This window comes from Priestia sp. GS2 (genome assembly GCF_036409025.1).
Lineage (GTDB): Bacteria > Bacillota > Bacilli > Bacillales > Bacillaceae_H > Priestia > Priestia aryabhattai_A.
This window is the reverse complement of record NZ_JAZGJX010000001.1, coordinates 256,866-280,847: the sequence shown is the minus strand read 5'-3', so window position 1 is coordinate 280,847 and position 23,982 is coordinate 256,866. Positions and strand designations below refer to the sequence as shown.

The window sequence follows — 23,982 nt, the reverse complement described above, 5'->3', positions numbered from 1 at the left end:
TCTTACTGTTTAGCGATATGAATCGCTTGTACGATTTTTGAATAAATCAATATTATCTAATGCTTTTCCTGTTCCAATTGCTACACAGTCTAACGGATCTTCTGCAATGACAACAGGCATATTTGTTTCTTCACTAATTACACGATCTAAATTGCGTAGTAAGGCACCGCCGCCTGTTAACACAATTCCGCGGTCCATAATATCTGCCGCTAATTCTGGTGGTGTTTTTTCAAGCGTACCTTTTACTGAATCAACAATAGCTGCAACCGTATCTTTCAACGCATCAGCAATCTCTTCTGCCGAAATCTCAATTGTTTTCGGTAACCCAGTTAATAAGTCACGTCCACGAATCTCCATGTTATCGATTCCTTCAGGGATACCTGCTGAACCAATTTCAACTTTTAACGCTTCTGACGTACGTTCACCAATCATAAGATTGTAATTTTTGCGAATATATTGGATGATTGCTTCATCCATTTCGTCTCCAGCAATACGGATTGACTGACATGTTACAATACCACCCAATGAGATAATTGCTACTTCTGTAGTACCGCCACCAATGTCAACCACCATGCTTCCTGTTGGTTCCCAAACAGGTAAATTTGCCCCGATTGCTGCTGCAAATGGTTCTTCAATTGTATAAGCATCACGAGCTCCAGCTTGGCGAGTTGCGTCAATAACCGCGCGTTTCTCAACAGCCGTAATTCCTGATGGTACGCATACCATTACATAAGGCTTGCCAGCAAACAAACTTTTTGTTTTTTGTGCTTGTTTGATGTAATATTTCATCATTGTTGCTGTTGTTTCATAATCAGCAATTACGCCATCTTTCATAGGACGAAGTGCTACAACATTTCCAGGTGTACGACCAATCATATTTTTCGCATCATTACCAACTGCTACAATTTGCTTTGTATCTGTTTGTAATGCTACAACTGACGGTTCACGTACAACAATTCCTTTTCCTTTAACATAAACAAGTGTATTTGCAGTACCTAAATCTATTCCAAGGTCTCTAGTACCGATTCCAAACATGTGTCTCTTCCTTTCTCTTACCGAAATGCAAAGGCTAAACCCTCTCAGTCGATTTCACCATTTCATTAATAACATTTTTTATTTTCTATACTTCTTTTATAGATGTCAACGCCAAATATTGTATGATATATTTTCATACTTTGTCTATTAATAACCGATGATTGTAAAGAACTTGTCATTTAAAATCATGACTACTATTATAACTCAAGGAAATTAAAAAGCATAGCATTACATATATCCTTTTTCTTTTAAGCTAATATATTTTCGATCCCCAATAATTAAATGGTCTAAAAGTTCAATACCAATGATTAATCCACACTCTTGCAAGCGTTTAGTCACATCGATATCTTCTCGACTAGGTGTAGGGTCTCCGGAAGGGTGATTGTGTACACAAATAATAGAGGCTGCCGAGCGACGGAAAGCTTCTTTAAAGACTTCACGAGGATGTACAATCGATGAATTGAGGCTACCAATAAAGATGGTTTGTTTATGAAGAACCTGGTTTTTCGTGTTTAAATAAAGGCAGACAAAATGCTCTTGAAGTAATGTACGCATTTCTTCCATTACGTAATTTGCTCCATCTTCTGGGCTTCGAATAGCGTACTTTACTCCTGGTTTCACCTGAGCCATCCGCTTTCCGAGTTCAATTGCAGCCATAAGCTGAACCGCTTTTGCTTGTCCAATTCCTTTCATTCTCACCATTTCATCCAGCGTTGCATTTTGTAATAGCTCCAATCCATCAAAATAGCGCAGAATTCGATTGGCTAGTTGAAAAACGGATTCTTCTTTCGTTCCTGTTCGAAGCAAGATAGAGATAAGTTCATGATTTGATAAGCTGGAAGCACCTTTTTGCATAAGGCGCTCCCTTGGTCTTTCTTCATATGGAAAATCTTTCATCATTAATGATTCATTCATCAAATGGGTTCCCTCCTCAATTGGAGTAGGCGAAACCACGCTTTCTCAGTTCTCTTATTGTACGAGACAATGGCAGACCAACAACAGAAAAGTAATCACCTTGAATGCTTTTGACAAACGCAGCTCCTAGGCCTTGTATACCGTACGAGCCTGCCTTGTCCATTGGCTCACCCGTTCGAACGTACTGCGTAATTTCATCTACTGTTAATGGCCAAAATTCAACATCTGTTTTTTCATAGAATGTCTGAACTTGCTCACCTTCTACAAGAGCTACTCCTGTAAGAACCTGATGTTTTTTTCCTGAAAGCATCTCTAAGGTTTGAACTGCTTCTGCTTCGCTAGCTGGTTTTCCTAAAATAATGTCTTTGTAGACAACAACCGTATCGGAACCTAGTACAATATGATTGGGATACAGCATTGCAACATCAGATGCTTTTTGCAATGCTAAATCCATCACCACCTCAGACGGTGAATAGTTTGGATTAACTTTTTCATCAACGTTGCTTACATGTACGGAAAAAGGAATGTGAAGCTGCTGTAGCAGTTCTTTACGACGAGGAGAGCCAGAGGCTAATATTAATTCTTTGTTCATTGATCTCAACCTTTACACTTCGAATATTTGAAAAAAAGAACACAACTCAATTTTAACAAGATTAACCATTTTTTACAATAAACAAATCAGGTAGCGAGGCCACCTGACTTACTTCTTAATGATTTGCTGATACTGAACAAGAGACGTTAGCAAATACTTAGTCGCTTCATCACTATCGCTTTTTTTACTTGATTGATTAAATGATTCAAGTGAAGAAACCGATTGTTCCAATGTTTTAATTAACTTTCCTATCTCTTTATTATCCGTTTGCTCTTGGATTTTATCCAGTTCTTTCTTGACCTCGCTTACGCTTGATACTTTGTTTCCTTCCGCTGCTTTTCCTACTTGATCCATTACGTTAGCCATAAATGGTTGTAGAGTTGACATTACTTTTTCGTCACTTTCTGCCAGCTGAGCAGCACCTTTCATCTCGTATGATTTTACATAGGCATCTTCACTACTTTTTTTATAGGTATCCCTCAGCTCTTTTGCTTTTGATTCACTTGTGCTAGCTCCTATGACAATGGTGTAAGTATTATCTTTTCCAAAAACAACGCTTTCGCCACTTAGGTTTTCTTTTGCTTTATTCGCTGCTTCTTTTGAAGAAAAAACACCTGCTTGTACAATATAGATTTGGAATGCATCAACCGTTGCTTTTGCTGAAGACTTTGCGTTTTCTTTTGGTTCTTTTTTAACCGCACTTGTTTGTTCCGGCTGATTAGTCACTTCAGAATTAACCGCAACTGCCGATGGAATTTTACTGACCGGAGTGGGCTGCTTATCATTGGTAATCGTATTTAAGCCAAACATGCCAAATCCTACGCCGACGGTAACTGCTAATCCTACAATGACAATGAATTTCCTCACTGCTGAGAACGATGATTTATTGATGGTTATTTTACCTACGGGCTCTTTGGACTTTTTGGGCTGCTTTTTCTTTTCGTTGCGCACTTCTTCAATTGAAACGACTTTGCGCTCAGACATCTCGATTTTTTCTGGAAGAACCCATACTACGTCTTCTTCCTTTTCCTTAGGTGCAGTCGTATCTTGTATATTCTTTTGTTTACCATTAATTTTGACCGTAACTTTTGGATTTTGCTTGTCCACTTTTTCACCACCCTTTGCTGCCTAACACATACACTTTTTACCATGCTATCATAGACGATAAAAAAAATAACAAGACATTTGTCGTCTTGTTATAAAAGGTTTCGCTATTTTATTACAGAATTTTTAATTTTGTCGACCACCAGTTAAGGTGGTAAAGATCCTAATGTCTCTTCTTATAAAAGTAATCCCATATCATATTTTAACAATTGAACTAAATCTATATACCTATAAATACTAAGGAGATCACAATCATAAAAACAACAAGAACATCCAGGACTTTAGTTATACTTCCCTCGTGTTTGATTTTGTTTATAAACTTTTATTATGTCGATTAATGGAGTTTTATTACGCAAATTTGCTAATCAAGGATAACAGAATATTGGTGAAGATTACTTGTTCTATAGAGGAAATGGGATGTGGTCTAATAGTCACTAAATCTAACTATTTAAGTTTGGGTATGATAGCTTGCTAACTAGATATTTTCAAGAAACATTTATTTGAGCTTTCACATATTATTTCTAATTGATGAGGTGTAATAAGAAGCTTCTTCATATGTTAAATACATATGTAAAGTACCAGTTGATAAGAACATCTCCATAATAATATGCAACAAGCGTTCCTGTTGCGATTGAAGGGCCGAATGGAATTGGCTTTCCACGTTGAACTTTCCCTATTGCCATACCAAGTAACCCAACGCTTGTACCAACTAATGCAGCCAAAAAGAAAGAAAGGACAATAAGCTTACAACCAAGAATTAAACCAAGAACTCCGTACAACTTAATATCACCTCCTCCCATTCCACCTTTGCTCATTAAGCTTATTAAAAGCAAAAGAGTAAACCCTACAAAACCGCCTAAGAACATATCCCACCACGGTGTAAGAGGAATAAAGAGTCGTTGGATAATTACAAATGGTAAAAAGAACAAAAGCACCTTATTAGGAATAAGCATGTATGATAAATCGGAGACTACAATAATTATCAACAACGATATGAGCGTCCATGCGACAATAACTTCTAACTGAAAGCCATATAATTGAAAAGATAAAACAAACAAAATACCTGTTAAAAACTCTATAATTGGATACTTAATTGGGATAGCTGTACTACAGTGTCGGCACTTCCCTATTTGCACTATATAAGACAGCACTGGCAGAAGCTCTCGAGTTGTCAAAACATGTTGACATTTAGGACAGCTCGATCGTGGCTTGACGATAGATTTTCCAATGGGGATTCGTAAACCTACCACGTTATAAAAAGACCCTAAAACAAGACCTATTGTGAAAATATAAAGCATAGTCATTGTTTATAAGTTCTCTCATTGTTTTCAGAAGTACGTGATGGATTTACTGCTATAGTAACCTTACTACTATGTTTTGACTGTATATCCTTAATAGTAGCTCTATTAAAAGTAATAATTTTCTTACCTGCTACGCCAAACCCTTCTATTGCGTAAGTTTCTCCATTGTAAATCACTTCTTTAAGTTCTAAATTTAAACTTTCCAATTCTACATATGGCTTTAATTGCTTTTTGGTGATTTTTATGTCTTCATCATGATCTTTAAAATCATTAGATACAATGTAAGCTTGAGCGGTTCTTAATACTTTAAGAGCATCAGACTTAACCGCATCCTCACGAGACTTTTGAATCATTCCACCGATACTTGGAATGGCAATTGCTGCGATAATTCCAAGTATAACGATTACACCTAATAGTTCAATGAGAGTTAATGCTTTTTCATTCCCCAAGACTTTTTTAATCAATTTTTCCACTCCTTTCCAATTGTACATTTTGCATATACCTATTATTTGATGTAAGAGTGATGCTAATGAAAATTGAGCTTATTATTCTTACAATACATCCTGTTCTCTAAGCTGTTAAATATGTAAAGAACCAATGAATAGCATTTGCTAACTACTGATTCTTTATAACTATATAATAGCTGTACACTCATCCAAAATTCATAAAAAGTTACATATTCAATTAATCCAAACTACCAATTTATAGGCAATTAAACTTATCTTTATTATACATTGGTTTAAAGAATATAAAAGTGATTTCATCGTAAACCTAGATAATTGAACTCTTGTATTAAACCTGTTTTTATAATGAATACTAGCTCTATAATTGTGTTTAATGATGCATTTTTTTATTAAGCCCTCAGAGCCAACAGTCTCATACTAAAAAATAGAAATTTAAATCTATTAAGATAAACCTTTAGTTTTATATCCATTTTAATGATTCACTGCTTGTTCAATACACTTTCGAAACCCTTATAAAGTATTGAAATAAAAAAACCTTTTCCAATTGGAAAAGGTTTTTTAATAATAAGGTGCCATAAACAAGTATACAAGTACACCTGTAAAACTTACATAAAGCCAAATAGGCATTGTCCAGCGAACAATTTTTTTATGTTTATTTACTTGCATTGTCCAGCCCCAAACCGTTGAAAACAGTGCAAGTGGAACAACTACGGCCGCTAAGAAGCTATGAGTAATTAAAATAAAGAAATAGATTGGGCGAATAATCCCTTCCCCATCAAAAGTTGCTGTTTCCGTTGACATATAGTGAAATGTCAAATAAAAAACAAGAAACAAGAGAGTTGAAGAAAATGCCGCTAAAATAAACCCTTTATGAGCTTTAATGTTTTTCTTTAAAATTGATACTAATGCCGCTACAAGAAAGATAAAAGTAAAACTGTTTAATATTGCATTTAATCGCGGAAAGATTGTTAGGTCAAAGTGAACCTCTCCTTGATAACCGATTGGTGAAAAGAACAGTGCTAAGATAATTGCATTTGCAATTAATGAAACCGTTAAGATAATGCCCGTGTAATTTTTATTACTAGTCGGCACTATTTTCTCATTTTCCTTACTCATTTTCACAATCTCCTTACGTTTAGATTCATGTCAATTATATATCAGTTTTCCCATTGATTAAAGTGACAATACTTTGAACAGCTAAAAGCCATCCTGCTTTAAATTATAGTATTCATTCCCCCGCCCACCCTTTGCTTTTATGAGTGAAGTAAAAATGATCGAACTTCTGAAATAAAGTAAAGCGAACCTGTAATGATGATTAAGTTATTCGGTTTAGCATGACTTAAAAGAGCTTGTTCAATTGCTTCTTGCCATTCTTCGTTCACTTTTTTATTAGGATGCTTGCTGAGCTCATATAGTTCTTGGCCTGTTCTCGCTCTTGGAAAATCAAATGATGTAAAGGTAATGCTCTCAGCTATATCTTCCAAACTTGCCACCATTTCCTCCGCACTCTTATCATTTAAGCAGCTGAAAATGATATGAATCCGTTTGTTTTCATAATGGAGACGCAGCGTACTCAATAGGCTATCTACGCCTTCTTGATTATGGGCACCATCAATAATTACTAATGGAGAATCACTAATTTTTTCAAAGCGTCCGCTCCACCGTGCTTTTTTTAAACCTTCTGCTAGCTGAGCGTAAGAAAGTTTTAGCTCTCCTTTTTGGTGTAGAATCTCTAAAGCTCGAATCGCTAAGGTTGCGTTTTTCACTTGATGATAGCCAAACATGCCAAGTTCAAGATTTTCATAAGTATGAACAGGTGTTTGTAATGTAAAGGCTTCGCCATTTTCTAAAACCTTGTAACTTTCAATTGTAAAGTCCCTGCCCAAACGATCTAGCGACGCCTCATGGTCACGAGCGATGCTTTCAATTACTTCTATCGCTTCTTTTTGTTCTACACCGGTCACTAAAGGTACTGCTGACTTAATGATTCCTGCTTTTTCAAAAGCAATCTTATCTACCGTATTCCCTAATATAGCCATGTGGTCAAAGCCAATATTCGTAATAATCGTTAACAGTGGTTCAACGACATTTGTTGAGTCATACCGACCACCAAGTCCAGCTTCAACAAGAACATAATCAACGTGTTTATGATAGCCAAAATATAAAAAGAACATCAACGTAATGACTTCAAACTCAGTCGCAGCGCCAAATTCTGTCTCTTCTACCCTTTCTACAACTGCTTTAACTTCTTGTACAAGGCGAAGCATGTCTTCATCTGAAATTGGCGTGCCATTTATGCTGATTCGTTCATTAAACGTTTCAATATAGGGAGAAGTAAATGTTCCCACATTATAACCTGCTTCTTGAAGCATATGGCGCATATACGTAACAGTTGAGCCTTTTCCATTCGTGCCCGCAATATGAATAGCTTTTATATTTTGATGGGGATAATCAAGTTGTTCAAGCATCCAGTTCATTCGCTCTAAGCCTGGCTTTATGCCAAAGCGTAAGCGATTATGTATCCATTGTAAGGCCTCATCATATGTTTGTATCATGGCGTTCACCTTTCTTTTTGTATTATGATTATTATAGCGAATGCAACAGTAAAAATCGAATGAACTTCCAATTTTGGTTCCATTATGTATACAAAAAGCGCTGCTTCATAAGCAGCGCTTTTTTTTATTATTCCCCGCGCAATTCGACAATACGCGCTTGAACAGCTTCACGCTTTTCAACATAATCCTGTTCTTTTTGGCGCTCTTCTTCTACTACCTTTGCAGGTGCCTTCGCGATGAAACCTTGATTTCCAAGTTTCTTTTGAACACGTTCCACTTCTTTATTCAGCTTATCGTATTCTTTTTCAAGGCGCGCAATTTCCTCTTCAATATTAATTAACCCTTCAAGAGGTAGGATCAATTCAGCTCCTGTTACAACAGCTGTCATTGCTTTTTCGTCTAAAGAGATTTCCGTAGAAATTGCAAGCTCACTTGGATTACAGAATTTCTCGATGTATGCACGGTTCTTTTCAAGCTGGGCTTGAATCGTTTTATCTTTTGCTTTAATGAATAAGCGTACTTGCTTGCTCATTGGCGTATTTACTTCTGCACGAATATTACGTACTGAACGAATGATATCTACAAGTAAACGCATTTCATTTGCCGCTTCTTTGTTTGTTAGCTCTGGACGTACTTCTGGCCATTTCGCTACCGTAATTGACTCGCCTTCATGCGGCAAACTTTGCCAAATTTCCTCGGTAATAAACGGCATAAATGGATGTAAAAGTCGCATTGTGTTATCTAACACATATGCTAAGATGGAACGAGTTGTTTTCTTAGCAGCTTCGTCTTCTCCATATAAAGGTAGCTTTGCCATTTCGATATACCAGTCACAGAAGTCGTCCCAGATGAAGTTATAAAGCACGCGCCCTACTTCACCAAACTCATACTTATCAGCTAGCTTCGTCACGCTTTCAATTGTTTCATTTAAGCGTGTTAAGATCCACTCATCTGCTACTGATTTCTCGCCTGACATATCAAGCTCTTCAAACGTAATGCCATCCATATTCATTAATGCAAAGCGAGATGCATTCCAAATCTTATTGGCAAAGTTCCAAGTTGCTTCAACCTTTTCAAAGCTAAAACGTAAATCTTGCCCCGGTGAACTTCCTGTTGATAAGAAATAGCGAAGTGAATCGGCACCGTACTTCTCAATTACTTCCATCGGATCTACACCGTTTCCAAGAGATTTACTCATCTTACGTCCTTGCTCGTCGCGTACAAGTCCGTGAATTAATACATCGTCAAATGGACGCTTACCTGTAAATTCAAGACCTTGGAAAATCATGCGAGATACCCAGAAAAAGATGATGTCATAACCCGTTACAAGCGCATTTGTTGGATAATAACGCTGGAAGTCAATTGATTCCACATCTGGCCAACCCATCGTTGAAAATGGCCATAAAGCTGAGCTGAACCACGTATCAAGTACATCTGAATCTTGCTCCCAGTTTTCAATATCTGCTGGAGGCTCATGATCAACGTGCACTTCTCCAGTTTCTTTATGATACCAAGCCGGAATACGGTGTCCCCACCATAGTTGACGTGAAATACACCAATCACGAATATTTTCCATCCAATGCAGGTACGTCTTTTCAAAACGATCTGGAACGAACTGAACCTTTTCTTCTCCCTTTTGAAGGTCAACTGCTTGATCAGCTAGGGGTTGCATTTTCACAAACCACTGAGTTGATAAATAAGGCTCTACAACTGCTCCACTACGTTCACTATGACCTACAGAGTGCATGTGATCTTCAATTTCAAATAAAATACCATCTTCTTGTAAGTCTTTTACGATTTGTTTACGGCATTCAAAGCGATCCATACCTTCATATTTTCCTGCTTTGTCGTTCATTGTACCGTCTTGATTCATCACAAGAATGCGCTCTAAGTTATGGCGGTTCCCGATTTCAAAGTCGTTTGGATCATGAGCAGGTGTAATCTTAACAGCACCTGAACCAAATTCCATATCTACATAATCATCACCAACGATAGGGATTTCACGACCTACAATTGGAAGCTTCACTGTTTTACCAATTAAATGTTTATAGCGTTCATCTTCAGGATGAACAGCGACTGCTGTATCACCTAGCATTGTTTCTGGACGAGTTGTTGCAATTTCAATATGTCCAGAACCGTCCGCAAGCGGATAGCGCATATGATAAAATGCACCTTGCACATCTTTATAAATAACCTCAATATCAGAGAGAGCTGTTTTTGTTGCTGGATCCCAGTTAATAATATATTCCCCGCGATAAATTAAGCCTTTTTTATATAGCTTAACAAATACTTCACGAACGGCTTTTGACAAGCCTTCATCTAACGTAAAGCGCTCACGAGAATAATCTAAACCAAGACCTAGCTTGGACCACTGTTGACGAATGAAGCTAGCATATTCTTCTTTCCACTTCCACGTTTCTTCTACAAACTTTTCGCGTCCTAAATCATAACGACTTTTTCCTTCTTGACGAAGCTTTTCTTCTACTTTTGCCTGTGTAGCAATACCAGCATGATCCATCCCAGGTAACCATAGAACATCATAGCCCTGCATACGCTTCATACGCGTTAAAATATCTTGTAACGTTGTATCCCAAGCGTGCCCTAGGTGTAGCTTACCCGTTACGTTTGGGGGTGGAATTACGATTGTATAAGGCTCTTTTTCAGCATCGTTTGTGGCTTCAAAAAACTTACCATCCAACCAATATTGATAGCGATTTTCTTCAACGGATTTTGGATCATACTTCGTTGAAAGCTTTACTTCTTGTTCTGACATACTCTGTACCTCCATGTATGATTTCTTATATAGCTTTCAATATATGAAAGCTCGAATGAACATAAAAAAACTCCTTCTTCCATAAAAGGACGAAAGGAGTTGATTTCGCGGTACCACCTTTTTTTATAGACTTCTCCCGTAAAGACGTCTATACACTTCATTTCATAACGGTTTATTAACCGGTTTTTTCTACTTAGACCATAGTCTGTTCAAAAAAACTACTCATAGGCGACCTTCCAAATAAGCCTTCCTAAGAAATCTTTCAGCTATTGATTTCTCTCTCTAAAGGTGCTTTAGTTTGTACTCTTCCTACTCACTGTATGTTCATATGATTTTCTCTTAATTATACTATATGAAAAAATATGAAGTCGTCAATAATCTTCTCCATTTTTTTCTGATTCTATTCACAAACGCCCCGGATCTTACCAAAAAAACTGAACACCTAGCGCCCATGATTCATACATTATTATGTAACGGTCTGCAGGTAGGAAAGGAGCCTATGGAATATGAGAAAACGAACCAACTTACAGTTTAACTCTTATCAAATACAGCGCTGGTTTAAAACAGTTGGAGCAGCGTGTGCACAATTTATTATTCCCCTCACGATTATTCAAGGAATTCGAACGCTTTTTTTCCCCACCACGTTCGACGTTTTCCTTCTTGCCATTTTTGCACTCATCACCATTGCACTCTATTTAGAATGGATGTAAAAAACCCAATCGAATCAATCAGTCGATTGGGCATTAGCAGCCGCTTCTGCTGCTATTTTTTTCTGTTGGTCTACTTCAAAGATTTTAATGTTGACTTGCTCAATATTTTTTGTCAGCCAGTATGCTCGAATCAATGATTGCATATGTTCCAGCTCTGTTTTATAGCGCTGATGGCGATACTGCATGATGCACTGATATAAAGGTTCTGGAAAAGCAAGATAGGAATGCAAAAGTAAACGTTCTTCTTCTCTCAGTGCAAAATGCTTCTCATACGTTGCGAACCACTCATAGCTATCTAAACTCGTTAACGGATATGTGCGTAGCGTTCGTAAATAAAATGAGACAAGATCATGGATGGGTGAGGCTTCACGTGCTTGCTCTAAATTAATAAAAAAGCCGTTACCACGTTCATCGTATAAAAAATGTTTTGCCGACAGCTTTCCATGAATCGTCACAAGTCGTATTTTTTCTTTTTCTTCCATTTCAGTGTTCCATTCATCTAACCGACTAAACCCAAATTCCATAGCCCGCGTCATTTCATAGTAAACTGTACAAAAATGAAGCTCAAAAGGAGACATATACACCTTTTTCTCACATTCCATTACATACTCTTCAAGCTCTTTCTGACGATCTTCCCACGTTGTTTTTAATCCATTATAATGCGTTTCAATGTCTTCCTTTTTGACTTCCACTTCTTTTGAAGAAGTACCATGAAGCTTTGCTAACTCTTGAAATAATTTATGATATCTTATATCTCGTTCGTCGGAAGGGGTATTAGGAAGCCAGGGCATTAAATAATAACCTTTGTTTTGATGCGTTATAACAGGCGAACCTTGTCTGGACTGATAGATAGGGACAAATCCCATCCATCCTTTGTGTTGAAGATCTTGAAGCTTTCTAATAAAATCATGGCTCCTAATTTCAACTTCTTCTACTTCTTTTAAGGCATAGACTCCGCTTTTGGTATAAACTTTTTTGACTTTCCCGTAGTCCTCAATGAAATCAACTTCAAGCTGATACTGTTTCAGCAGTTCATGATAATTAACAGGTCCCTGATGGTTCATATTCACACCTCCTTATCACTTCATATGCCTTGAACATTTATTTATACACAAAGAAAACAGTTAAGACGTAGCAGAAGTCAAAACTGTTTTCTGTTGCTATTTTAGTTAACAGGAATGTTTAGAATACTTCCTTCTTCTAACTCTTGCTCGTCTTCTAAATCATTTACTCTTAAAAGACTCTGTACATTTGTATCATAGCGTTCGGCAATTGTATCAAGTGAGTCTCCGCTTTGGACAATACACAGCCGCCACGTCGCTTGTTTCTCTTCCTCACGAGAAAATAGCTTTGTTAAATACAGCGCATTTTCCGCACGGTTTGAAGCCGATTCTTCTTCTTTTCGAAACTCTACTACAATTTCATTTTCTTCCTGTTCTTTTTCCTCATAATGTGCTGTTTCTGTCTCTTCTTCGCTCCAGCTAGACGCATCTTCACGTGCTTGAAACAGCTCAATCACATTATCTTCGCGCTCTTCTTGAACTTCTTCTTTTTTCACTTCTACTTCAAATGGTTCATACACATCTTCTTCATATTTGACTAACGTTTCTTTTGGTTCTTCAGTACGAAAAACAGATGAAAAATAGTTTTGAACTTCAGCTTCTTTTTCAATTTCCTTTACGTCCACTTCTTCCTCGATAGAAGCGTTTCGATAAGAAACTTCAAGCTCTTCCTTTTCTTCCACTTCTTCAACAACATTGTTGCGCTGAGAAGCTTCAAGCTCTTCTTCATATTCTACTTCTGGCTCTTCAATCTCTATCCAATCTTCTTCCTCTTCTCTTACGTGGCTTTGCTGTTCTCCATAAAGACCCGTAATCGATAAATCTGCCATTAGCTGTAGACAATCCGATTCTGGTAACTCATAATCAAATAGATCGATGGACACGTAAACATCTTCCATATTCTGAATACGATTTTTAGGAATCGTAATGTCAACAGGAAAGGCATGTGATAGCTCAGCTATACCATCTTCTCTAACAAGCACTGATTCAACGTGCTTTTCGTTTGTATATTCGCGCAAAGAGTGTGCTTCCTCTTCTAACGTTTCATATTCACCTGTTAGCAATAAAGCTCCACGAATGGAGACATATTGATCATATTCTTGGATTGCGACTTGAGGCTCTAAGGAGATTGATAAAAGCTGAGACACTTCCTGTCCCTTTTGAAACCATACTGATTCTTCTACTGAAAAACGCAGACCCGATAAATTATCCTGCGACAAATTGCTCTCCCCCTTCCAACACCTTATAAAATAGCGTTGTCATTAAAGATGTATGAAAGTGAAAAATAAAATATGTCTTTAAAAGCAAAAAAGCTTACGTTTATCACGTAAGCTTTTTTGTTTATGAACGAAGTTTAGCAAAGGCTTTTTCAGCAGCTTGGATCGTAAATTCAATATCTGCATCCGTATGAGAAGTTGATAAAAACATACCTTCAAATTGAGAAGGTGGTAAAAAGACTCCTTCATTTGCCATTTCACGATAGTACTTGCTAAAGTATTCAAGATTTGATGTTTTCGCTGTCTCATAATTAATTACTTCTTCGTTTGTGAAGAATAAGCCAATCATTGAACCTGCTCGATTAATTGTGTGAGGCACTTCATATTTTTCCGCAGCTGCTTTTAGCCCTTCTTCAAGGCGATCTGCTTTTCTAGAAAATTCATCATACGACTGTGGCGTTAACTGTGTTAGCGTTTCGTAACCTGCCGTCATTGCAAGTGGGTTTCCAGAAAGGGTACCTGCTTGGTAAATTGGACCACTTGGTGCTACTTGCTCCATAATTTCCGCTTTTCCCCCGTACGCACCAACCGGAAGTCCACCACCAATTACTTTTCCTAAACAAGTTAAGTCAGGCGTTACGTTATAGTATCCTTGCGCGCAGTTATATGCCACGCGGAATCCTGTCATTACTTCATCAAAAATTAACAGTGAACCATAATCTGATGTAATGTCACGAAGCCCTTCTAAAAAACCAGGTTGAGGTGGTACTACTCCCATATTTCCAGCCACCGGCTCAACAATAACACCTGCAATATCTTCACCGAACTGCTCGAACGCATACTTTACACTTTCTAAATCATTATAAGGAACCGTAATCGTATTTTTAGCAATCCCCTCTGGTACACCAGGGCTGTCTGGTAAACCAAGGGTTGCTACACCAGAACCAGCTTTAATTAATAATGAATCACCGTGCCCATGGTAACACCCTTCAAATTTTAAAATTTTATTTCGGTTCGTATAACCACGAGCTAAGCGAAGAGCGCTCATTGTCGCTTCCGTTCCAGAGCTTACCATACGAACAACTTCAATTGAAGGTACGCGTGAAATTACTACTTTCGCCAATTCATTTTCAATTAAAGTAGGAGCACCAAAGCTTGTTCCAGACTCCGTTACTTTCTTAATTGCTTCTACTACACGATCATTTGAATGACCATGAATTAACGGTCCCCAAGATAAGACATAATCTACATATTCATTTCCATCAATATCGTAGATTTTTGCTCCTTTTCCACGTTCCATAAAGATAGGATCCATATCTACAGATTTAAAAGCACGAACTGGGCTATTTACGCCGCCCGGCATTAGTTGCTTTGCTTGAAGAAAGGCTGCTTTTGATTTTTCATAACTTCTCATCGAACAAACACTCCTTTTAGTTATCTTTTAGCCAGCGAACAGCATCTTTTGCATGATACGTAATAATTAAATCTGCTCCAGCACGCTTCATACTTGTAAGCTTTTCTAACACAATCTCTTTTTCATTGACCCATCCATTTTGTGCAGCTGCTTTAATCATGGAATATTCCCCGCTAACGTTATAAGCCACGACAGGTAAGTTAAAATTATTTTTCACATCACGCATAATATCTAAGTAAGACAACGCTGGTTTTACAATTAAAAAGTCTGCGCCTTCCGCTACGTCAGACTCCGCTTCACGAAGAGCTTCCAAGCGATTGGCTGGATCCATTTGATAGGTTTTACGATCTCCAAATTGCGGAGAAGAGTGCGCTGCATCACGGAAAGGACCGTAGAAAGCTGAAGCATATTTTACAGCATAAGACATAACCGGGATATCTTCAAAACCCGCTTCGTCTAAACCGTGACGAATAGCCGCTACAAACCCATCCATCATGTTAGAAGGAGCAATGATATCAGCACCTGCTTTTGCTTGACTAACAGCTGTTCTTGCTAGCAAATCAAGGGTTGGATCATTTAAAACTTTTCCTTCTTCAATAATGCCACAATGCCCATGATCAGTATATTGGCATAAACAAGTGTCTGCAATAACGACTAAGTGAGGGAACTCTTCTTTAATTTGACGAATTGCTTTTTGAACAATTCCATGGTCATGATAAGCTTGGGAACCAACAGCATCTTTTTCAGCTGGTACGCCAAAAACAATAACGGATTGAATACCTAAATCGACAAGCTCCTGCATTTCCCCACTTAATAAATCAAGAGATACTTGCTCTACGCCTGGCATTGATTGAACTGGATTACGCTTATTTTCCCCTTCAATTACAAAGATTGGATAAATAAAGTCTTCTGGCTTTAAATGCGTTTCGCGAACAAGCGCACGCATGCTATCTGAACGTCTTAAACGACGATGACGATTAAATTGTAATAATGTCATAAGAGAATCCTCCTTAATTGTTACCCTTAAAATAATCTACCATTTTCTCTATCATACCATTAATTGTATACTCTTCTGGAACGATGTGCTCAATTTCATATTTCGCAGCGGTTTGAGCCGTAATAGGTCCTATACATACAACCACTTTTTCATTTATAACTGATAGCCAATCTTGCTTTGAATCCATCATATCAACAAAGAAATTAACGGTAGATGAGCTTGTGAACGTAATGATATCCGCTTGCTCCACAGCACGTTGAAGCTCGGTCATAGATGCTTTATTTTGAACCGTCTCATACATCACAAGGTCCGTCACCCTATAACCTTTCTCATCAAGACCTCGTAAAAGAATAGGGCGCGCTAAGTTCCCTCTAACAACAAGTATTTTCTCATGAGGATTGGCCTCTTTCACCAATGCTTCTAGCAACGATTCTGCTACGTATTCTTCAGGAGTTACGTCTGGTTCTACTCCACGTTTTTTGAGAGCTTCACCTGTTTTTTTTCCAACAACAGCAACCTTGCATGATTTTGCTAAGCTACTGTGTATGTTTAATAGATTGAGCCACTGATAGAAAAAGTCGACTCCATTTTGACTTGTAAAGATAATCCACTGATATGTATGAAGCTGTTCAAGTACTCTCTGTATACCATCACGATTAACTGCTGGTACAAAAGATAAAACAGGCACCGTTAAAGGAATACCACCTAGATTTTGTATTGCAGCAGTGAAACTTTTCGCTTGCTCCGCTTGGCGCGTAATCAACACTCGTTTTAAAAAAAGAGGAGCCTGTTGACTCATTAACTGTCCAGCTCCTCTTTTACACGTTCAATTAATTCTTTAGCTCCATTGGCAGTTAAACGACGTGCAGCTTCCTCTCCAATTTCTACAGGATCCGTACCAGCAAGCGTTTCTTGATAAATTTGTTGGCCATCTGGAGAAGCAACAAGCGCTGTTAATTGTACACGCTTATTCTCTACTACGTGAGCATAGCCTGCAATCGGAACTTGGCAGCCGCCCTCCATGCGTTTTAAAAACACGCGCTCGGCTTGCACTGCTAAGCTTGTTTCCTCATCATTTAACATATGTAGAAGTTCAAGTAACTCCTTGTCATCTGAACGACACTCAATCGCTAAAGCCCCTTGACCAACCGCTGGGACACTTAAGCTAGGATTTAAATACTGCGTCACAGTATTTTTAGACCAACCCATTCGTGATAGACCAGCTGCAGCTAGAATTATTGCGTCATATTCTTCTGTTTGTAATTTGTTTAAACGTGTATCGATATTCCCTCGAATCCATTTAATTTCAATGTCTGAGCGCTTTGCAAGAAGCTGTGCACCACGTCGTAAGCTACTTGTTCCAATAACAGCTCCACTTGGTAGCTCTTCAAACGTTTGTCCTGTCTTTGAAATCAGCACGTCCCGGTGATCTTCACGCAGCGGAATGCAACCAATTGTTAACCCTTCAGGTAAAACAGCAGGCATATCCTTCATGCTGTGAACGGCCATATCAATTTCTTTTGACAGCATTGCTTGTTCAATTTCTTTCACAAATAAGCCTTTTCCGCCTACCTTAGAAAGCGTTACATCTAGAATTTTATCTCCTTTTGTGACAATTTCTTTAATCTCAAACTCAAAAGGAAGACCTTGTTGTTTCAACTGTTCGATAACCCACTTTGTCTGTGTTAATGCTAGTTTGCTTCGGCGCGAACCGACAATAATTTTCCGCATGTTGTCCTCCTAGTTTTACGACTCCCAAAAATGAAAGTTTGACAAACTTCCAAATAAGAAAAAATTAATCAATAAAATTAAAAATAATGCGATGTTCCAAATAGCAATTGCCCGACCTTGAATCCCTCTTCTCAAACGCACATACAAGTAAGCGCTGTATGCAAGGAGCATAAAAAACGAACCTAATACTTTTGTATCGTACCAATGAAAGTTGACTACTTTAATATACGCCCATATTAACCCAAGCATCAAGGACAACAGCAATAGAGGTACACCAATTAAGATAAGTACGTAAGACAGATAATCCAACTTCGTTAAATCCTCAATGCGCATCAGTCGCTTGTTCCACTTTTTCTTTTTCAACAAATCGTACTGTACAAGATACAAAGCTGAAAAAACAAACGAAATAGAAAAAGCGCCATAAGATAAAATAGCCATGGTGATATGAAAAATTAACAGCTCTGATACCAATCGCTCTGCTTCAACTGACGTTTGTGTCTCCATTGGCGCAAACGTATGAATGGCCATAATCAAAAAGCCGATCGCATTTGTAAAGAACACGACAAAATCAACTCGAAATAAACGGTTGATGACTAATGATAACGTGATGAGCACCCAGGCATAAAAATACAGTCCTTCTGAAATAGTCAAGATTGGAACTCTACCTGTTTCCCACATTCGTAAAAATAAAAAGATTGTTTGTAAAAACCAAACAATAGAAAGTAACCAGAAGGCTACTTTATTCGCCTTCCGGTTATGCTGTACAAAGTCAATAAAATAAAGTAAAACACTGACCGCGTATAAAATCACAATTAACTCATAAATTCTGGTCAACGAGATATCAACCATATCAAAGCCTCACTTACGACTGGTAAGCTACTTGTTGAGGAGTTGCGGGTAGCTCATGATGAGATTCTTTTTGCTTTTGAGCTTCCACTTCTTGTTCAATATTAAAAATCTTCATGAACAATTCTAACGACTCTTCAGCATGCTGCTCTCCAGCCAGTTCTTTTGCATGTAAAATCGGATCTCGCAGCAGTTGATTTATGATACTTTTCGTATGTTTGTTCAGCACTTTTCGTTCACGCTCCGACAAATTCGGAAGCTTACGATTAATGCTTGCCATCGTATCAGCCTGAATGGTTAATGCTTTCTCTCGAAGAGCTGAGATAACAGGCACAACCCCAAGGCGGCCTATCCACATTTTAAAATCAACAATTTCAGCTTCAATCATTAACTCAATCGTTTCAGCAGCTTTTCTGCGTTCTTGTAAATTTGCATCCACAATTCCTTGTAAGTCATCAATATCATATAAAAAGACGCTATCAAGCTCTTCAAGTGCAGGGTCCAAATCCCGTGGAACTGCGATATCAACCATAAAGAGAGGTCGTCCTTTTCGCATACGCTCCACTTGCTTCATCATATCTTTTGATACAACAAACGTATTTGCTCCCGTAGAGCTAATTAAAATATCAGCCTCAATGAGCGCACATTGAAGTTCACTTAGCTGCTTCGCTTGACCAGAAAAGCGCTTAGCAAGTTCTTCTGCTTTTTCAAATGTACGATTAACAACTGTTACTTGTTGAGCACCACTGCCGTATAGGTTTTGTAAAGCAAGCTCGCCCATTTTACCTGCACCTAGAATAAGTACATGCTTTGATGATAGATCACCAAAGATTTTTTTTGCTAGCTCAACTGCAGCGTAGCTCACTGACACAGCATTGGCTCCAATCTCTGTCTCACTATGAGCACGCTTAGCCAATGTAATAGCTTGCTTAAATAGTTGATTGAATACCGTTCCGATTGTTTGATTTTGCTGGGCAAGTAAAAAGCTTGAACGTACCTGTCCAAGAATCTGTGTTTCACCAACAACCATTGAATCTAACCCACAGCTTACTCGATACAAATGCTCAATAGCACCATCATTTTCAGCAATTGTTAAAAAAGGTGAAAACTCGTCTTTATCTAGCTCAAACCACTCTGCCAAAAAGGCTTTTACATAATAACGCCCTGTGTGTAATTGATCCACTACTGCATAGATTTCCGTACGATTACATGTTGACACAATAATGTTTTCTAAGATACTCTTTTGATTGCTTAAAGCTTTCATTGCAGAGCCTAGCTCTTGCTCTTTAAAGCTAAGCTTTTCCCTTATTTCAACAGGGGCTGTTCGATAATTTAAGCCGACTGCTATAATATGCACTTGTACATACCCCCTTCAATAAAAAATTAAATTACTGTCCTTTTGTCTATCTCTATTATAACATGTTTCCCTACTCGTTCTTAAAAAAAATGTGAACAGTCTTTGAAAACATGTGTTAAGATATTAACGATTATCCATAACAAATTGTATCAAAAAAGCAGTGATTTATCACTTTTCCTGTTTAATCACACCAGGAGGTTACGATGAAGAAACAGTCAATTTTTTTCGGAGTTTTATTAGTTGGATTTGGAATCTTTTTTCTAGTAGACGAGCTTAATTTAAAAATTGCAGAACATTTATACACCTGGCCTCTCCTGCTCGTTTTAATTGGCGTTGCGCTTTGGGCACAATGTCGGATTTCCCAAGACTATTCCAACGTACTATCAAGCTACATATTAATTACATTAGGCGGACATTTTTATGTAAGTGACTGGCTGCCGTTTTGGCCTCAACATACTAGTATGGTTGTTTTGATGGTTGCACTAAGCTTTTTACTGAGTGCGAAAAAGAGTAAAACTGGCCTATTTCAAGGGATTCTTTTATTACTCATTGCGTTGTTTATGATGTTTTCGAATAATTTAAACCAATTTGCTCCGGCGGTTGAAAACGGCGTGAACTATTTAGCCACCTTTTGGCCTATTCTATTTCTACTCATTGGCTTATATTTATTATTTTTCAAACGTAAGTAATATATGTAAAAAGGTTGAAACGAAAAGCGGTAGCTTTTCGTTTCAACCTTTTTTGTTAGTTATTCATACGATATTGGAGTGATCTCCAAGACTGATCTTTTCCTTGACCCGTTTCAGATGAAAATAGGATTAATTCATCTTCAGAGTCTAGCTCTAACGTATCACGTACAACTTTTAAGTGCTTTTGCCATTTCCCCTTCGGAATTTTATCCGCTTTTGTGGCAATAACCATTACGGGAATTCCATAATGTTTTAAAAAATTGTACATCATGACGTCATCTTTAGACGGAGCGTGACGTAAATCAATAATTAATAAAACAGCTTTTAGCTGATCACGATCCGTTAAATACGTTTCAATCATCTTCCCCCATGCTTCACGCTCTTTCTTAGATACTTTAGCGAAGCCGTAGCCTGGAACATCAACGAAATGCATCATTTCATTAATTAAATAAAAATTTAACGTTTGTGTTTTTCCAGGTTTTGAAGATGTACGTGCTAAGTTTTTACGATTAAGCATTTTATTAATAAATGATGATTTTCCTACATTTGATCGACCAGCCAAAGCAAATTCTGGCAAATTTTCTTTTGGATATTGATCAGGCTTTACTGCGCTGATAACAATCTCCGCTTGAGTTACTTTCATTTTACCTCTCCTACTAATGCATGTTCCAATACTTGATCTAAATGAGATACAAGTACGATGTCTAACTGTTCTTGTACACTATCTGGAATATCTTCAATATCACGCTCATTATCTTGAGGGATTAAGATTTTTGTAAGTCCAGCACGATGTGCACTTAAAGATTTTTCCTTTAATCCACCGATTGGTAAGACACGACCTCTGAGCGTAATCTCACCCGTCATTCCTACTTCTCTTCTTACCGGTCTACCTGTTAAAGCTGATGTTAAAGCTGTTGCAATTGTAATTCCAGCCGAAGGTCCATCTTTTGGCACTGCTCCTTCTGGCACATGAATATGAATATCATATTTTTCATGGAACTTCTCATCAATTCCTAACGCTTCGGCTTTTGAGCGAATATAACTAAACGCCGCTTGAGCAGATTCCTTCATTACATCACCAAGTTTTCCGGTTAGCACAAGGCGACCTTTTCCGGGAGATAGACTGACTTCAATTGCAAGCGTATCTCCTCCCACAGTTGTGTAAGCTAATCCAGTTGCAACACCAACTTGGTTTTCTGATTCAGCTTGCCCATAGCGGAACCTAGCTTTTCCTAAAAATTCTTCTAAGTTCTTCTCAGTTACCACTACGCGCTTCTTATCTCCAGATACAATAATGCGGGCAGCTTTACGACAAATAGACGCAATTTCACGTTCTAGATTACGAACACCCGCTTCTCTCGTATAGAGACGAATGATTGCTAATAAAGCATCTTCACGAATTTGAAGGTCAGCTTTTTTCAAGCCGTGGTTTTCTAACTGTCTTACTACTAAATGACGTTTAGCAATTTCAAGCTTTTCAAGTTCTGTATAGCCTGCAATATTAATAATTTCCATTCTGTCGCGCAAAGGTCCTGGAATCGTCGCTAAATTATTAGCAGTAGCTACAAACATCACTTTTGATAAATCATACGTTTCTTCAATGTAATGATCGCTAAAATTATGATTTTGCTCAGGATCTAAGACCTCAAGCATAGCAGAAGACGGGTCTCCACGGAAGTCGTTAGACATTTTATCAATCTCATCTAATAAAAAGACAGGGTTAACTGTACCAGCTTTTTTCATTCCTTGAATAATGCGTCCAGGCATGGCACCTACGTATGTACGGCGATGACCTCGAATTTCAGATTCATCACGCACGCCACCGAGCGATACGCGGACAAAGTTTCGGTTTAATGCTGTTGCAATAGAGCGTGCCAGAGACGTTTTACCTACTCCTGGAGGTCCAGCTAAACAAAGAATTGGTCCCTTTAATGAGTTCGTTAGTTTTTGCACAGCTAAGTATTCAAGCACTCGCTCTTTTACTTTTTCAAGACCATAATGCTCTTCATTTAGAATTTTATCTGCACGATGAATATCTAAACGATCTTCTGTTTCCTTTGTCCATGGCAAAGTAAGTAACCAATCGATATAATTGCGAATAACTGAGCTTTCTGCAGAGGTAGCAGGGATTTTCTCATATCGATCTAGTTCTTTTAACGCAGTCGTCATCACACGCTCGGGCATACCACTTTCTTCAATTTTTTCCCGAAGCGTAGCAACTTCTCCGCCTTTTCCTTCTTTATCACCTAACTCTTTTTGAATAGCCTTCATTTGTTCACGAAGATAGTATTCTTTTTGAGTACGCTCCATTGATTTTTTCACGCGCTGTCCAATTTTCTTTTCAAGTTGTAGCACTTCTTGTTCATCTTGAATGTAAGAAATGAGCATGTTCAAACGCTCTTTTACATCTTCAGTTTCAAGAACTTCTTGCTTCAACTGAATTTTAATTGGCAAATGCGAAGCAACAATATCGGCTAAGCGGCCCGGTTCTTCAATGTCTGTTACCGTTGAAAATGTCTCAACAGACACCTTTTTAGATAGCTTTATGTATTGTTCAAAGTAATCTAAAAGCGTGCGCATTAGCGCTTTGTCTTCTACATCTGTTTCATGTTCTTCATTGTATTTCACTACATCAGCCAGGAAGCAATCTTCTTCCTCAACTACTTCCTTAACTTTAATACGGTTTAATCCTTCAACCAATACTCTCATCGTTCCATTTGGCAACTTTAACATTTGTTTAATCTTTGCTAAAGTACCTATTCTATATAAGTCATCAACCGATGGTTCATCGATGCCCATTTCCTTTTGAGAAACTAAGCACACCAAATGGTCGTCCATCATTGCTTTTTCTAAAGCCTGCACAGATTTATCTCTTCCAACATCTAAATGTAATACCATAGTTGGATAGACAATAAGCCCACGTAAAGGTAAAAGTGGAATGCGAATTGTTTCATTTTTCGTCATTCAATGAACACCTCCAATGCCCGTTTATTCCATAGTATGTAAGGGATAAATTCTGCTTCAATTTTATCCTATTTAACTTGGCATGTCTAATAATAGTAATTATTAATTGTACCATGTGAAGTCTTTGAAATGCAAAGTGAAATCAATATCTTTTTTCACATAGAAAAAGCCTTTTTCGTAAAGCGTGTATAAAGGTTTTATACGCGAAAAAGGCAGATGATATTCATATAAAAAAATTTTTCCAACTAAATGTTATC

At 37.8% G+C, this 23,982-nt stretch carries 21 protein-coding genes and 1 other annotated feature; of the genes, 2 read left to right on the top strand and 19 right to left on the bottom strand.

Annotation, left to right across the window (positions count from 1 at the left end; all coding sequences use genetic code 11):
- Window positions 1-9 precede the first annotated feature (9 nt).
- The 9 genes from V2145_RS01410 to V2145_RS01370 all read right to left on the bottom strand — a co-directional run bounded on the left by V2145_RS01410 (window position 10) and on the right by V2145_RS01370 (window position 10,739).
- Complete coding sequence (locus tag V2145_RS01410) at window positions 10-1,035, bottom strand: rod shape-determining protein (RefSeq protein ID WP_094911780.1); 1,026 nt, start codon at window positions 1,033-1,035, stop codon at window positions 10-12.
- 228 nt (window positions 1,036-1,263) lie between these two features.
- Entirely contained in the window at window positions 1,264-1,950 is a 687-nt protein-coding gene (gene radC, locus V2145_RS01405; protein ID WP_094911781.1) for a RadC family protein, read from the bottom strand.
- 16 nt (window positions 1,951-1,966) lie between these two features.
- Complete coding sequence (locus V2145_RS01400; protein ID WP_131888343.1) at window positions 1,967-2,542, bottom strand: Maf family protein; 576 nt, start codon at window positions 2,540-2,542, stop codon at window positions 1,967-1,969.
- 108 nt (window positions 2,543-2,650) lie between these two features.
- Window positions 2,651-3,649 (bottom strand): SPOR domain-containing protein, encoded by a 999-nt coding sequence (locus V2145_RS01395; protein WP_311856529.1) that lies wholly within the window; start codon window positions 3,647-3,649, stop codon window positions 2,651-2,653.
- Window positions 3,650-4,197: 548 nt separating this feature from the next.
- Window positions 4,198-4,950: a prepilin peptidase gene (locus V2145_RS01390; RefSeq protein WP_311856526.1), complete on the bottom strand. Its 753-nt coding sequence runs from the start codon at window positions 4,948-4,950 to the stop codon at window positions 4,198-4,200.
- Complete coding sequence (locus V2145_RS01385) at window positions 4,947-5,420, bottom strand: prepilin-type N-terminal cleavage/methylation domain-containing protein (RefSeq protein ID WP_256993363.1); 474 nt, start codon at window positions 5,418-5,420, stop codon at window positions 4,947-4,949. Before V2145_RS01385 ends, V2145_RS01390 begins: the two co-directional genes overlap by 4 nt.
- Window positions 5,421-5,969: 549 nt before the next feature.
- On the bottom strand, window positions 5,970-6,527 hold the full coding sequence (locus V2145_RS01380) for a DUF420 domain-containing protein (RefSeq protein ID WP_094911785.1): 558 nt from the start codon (window positions 6,525-6,527) through the stop codon (window positions 5,970-5,972).
- Between the two features lie 137 nt (window positions 6,528-6,664).
- Entirely contained in the window at window positions 6,665-7,966 is a 1,302-nt protein-coding gene (locus V2145_RS01375) for a bifunctional folylpolyglutamate synthase/dihydrofolate synthase (RefSeq protein WP_330987267.1), read from the bottom strand.
- A gap of 127 nt (window positions 7,967-8,093) precedes the next feature.
- Window positions 8,094-10,739 carry a valine--tRNA ligase gene (locus tag V2145_RS01370; protein WP_210609450.1) on the bottom strand — a complete coding sequence of 882 codons (2,646 nt, stop codon included), beginning with the start codon at window positions 10,737-10,739 and terminating at the stop codon, window positions 8,094-8,096.
- Window positions 10,740-10,821: 82 nt separating this feature from the next.
- Window positions 10,822-11,065, bottom strand: a binding site (T-box leader).
- A gap of 180 nt (window positions 11,066-11,245) precedes the next feature.
- Here V2145_RS01370 and V2145_RS01365 point away from each other — a divergent pair.
- Window positions 11,246-11,449 (top strand): hypothetical protein, encoded by a 204-nt coding sequence (locus V2145_RS01365; protein WP_094911789.1) that lies wholly within the window; start codon window positions 11,246-11,248, stop codon window positions 11,447-11,449.
- 14 nt (window positions 11,450-11,463) lie between these two features.
- On the opposite strand, the gene ysxE is transcribed toward V2145_RS01365, so the two are convergent.
- The 8 genes from ysxE to hemA all read right to left on the bottom strand — a co-directional run bounded on the left by ysxE (window position 11,464) and on the right by hemA (window position 20,072).
- Window positions 11,464-12,513: a spore coat protein YsxE gene (gene ysxE / locus V2145_RS01360; protein ID WP_330987266.1), complete on the bottom strand. Its 1,050-nt coding sequence runs from the start codon at window positions 12,511-12,513 to the stop codon at window positions 11,464-11,466.
- Between the two features lie 101 nt (window positions 12,514-12,614).
- Window positions 12,615-13,730: a stage VI sporulation protein D gene (gene spoVID, locus V2145_RS01355; protein WP_311856514.1), complete on the bottom strand. Its 1,116-nt coding sequence runs from the start codon at window positions 13,728-13,730 to the stop codon at window positions 12,615-12,617.
- 121 nt (window positions 13,731-13,851) lie between these two features.
- Window positions 13,852-15,141, bottom strand: a complete 1,290-nt coding sequence (hemL, locus tag V2145_RS01350) for a glutamate-1-semialdehyde 2,1-aminomutase (protein ID WP_131888352.1) — start codon at window positions 15,139-15,141, stop codon at window positions 13,852-13,854.
- Between the two features lie 16 nt (window positions 15,142-15,157).
- A complete protein-coding gene (gene hemB / locus V2145_RS01345; protein WP_094911795.1) occupies window positions 15,158-16,138 on the bottom strand; it encodes a porphobilinogen synthase in 981 nt (326 codons plus the stop codon).
- A 13-nt stretch (window positions 16,139-16,151) separates the two neighbouring features.
- A complete protein-coding gene (locus tag V2145_RS01340) occupies window positions 16,152-16,937 on the bottom strand; it encodes a uroporphyrinogen-III synthase (protein ID WP_330987265.1) in 786 nt (261 codons plus the stop codon).
- Window positions 16,937-17,869: a hydroxymethylbilane synthase gene (gene hemC, locus V2145_RS01335; RefSeq protein ID WP_094911798.1), complete on the bottom strand. Its 933-nt coding sequence runs from the start codon at window positions 17,867-17,869 to the stop codon at window positions 16,937-16,939. Before hemC ends, V2145_RS01340 begins: the two co-directional genes overlap by 1 nt.
- 15 nt (window positions 17,870-17,884) lie before the next feature.
- On the bottom strand, window positions 17,885-18,718 hold the full coding sequence (locus V2145_RS01330; RefSeq protein WP_094911800.1) for a cytochrome C assembly family protein: 834 nt from the start codon (window positions 18,716-18,718) through the stop codon (window positions 17,885-17,887).
- Between the two features lie 13 nt (window positions 18,719-18,731).
- A complete protein-coding gene (gene hemA, locus V2145_RS01325) occupies window positions 18,732-20,072 on the bottom strand; it encodes a glutamyl-tRNA reductase (protein WP_094911801.1) in 1,341 nt (446 codons plus the stop codon).
- Between the two features lie 203 nt (window positions 20,073-20,275).
- Here hemA and V2145_RS01320 point away from each other — a divergent pair, with 203 nt between their 5' ends.
- Window positions 20,276-20,761: a LiaF transmembrane domain-containing protein gene (locus V2145_RS01320; protein WP_311856500.1), complete on the top strand. Its 486-nt coding sequence runs from the start codon at window positions 20,276-20,278 to the stop codon at window positions 20,759-20,761.
- 55 nt (window positions 20,762-20,816) lie between these two features.
- Here the strand turns inward: V2145_RS01320 and yihA are convergent, their stop codons facing one another.
- Both yihA and lon read right to left on the bottom strand, forming a co-directional pair.
- Window positions 20,817-21,404 (bottom strand): ribosome biogenesis GTP-binding protein YihA/YsxC, encoded by a 588-nt coding sequence (gene yihA / locus V2145_RS01315; RefSeq protein WP_094911804.1) that lies wholly within the window; start codon window positions 21,402-21,404, stop codon window positions 20,817-20,819.
- A complete protein-coding gene (gene lon, locus V2145_RS01310; protein WP_311856497.1) occupies window positions 21,401-23,725 on the bottom strand; it encodes an endopeptidase La in 2,325 nt (774 codons plus the stop codon). The genes yihA and lon overlap by 4 nt, the downstream gene beginning before the upstream one ends.
- Between the last annotated feature and the right edge of the window lie 257 nt (window positions 23,726-23,982).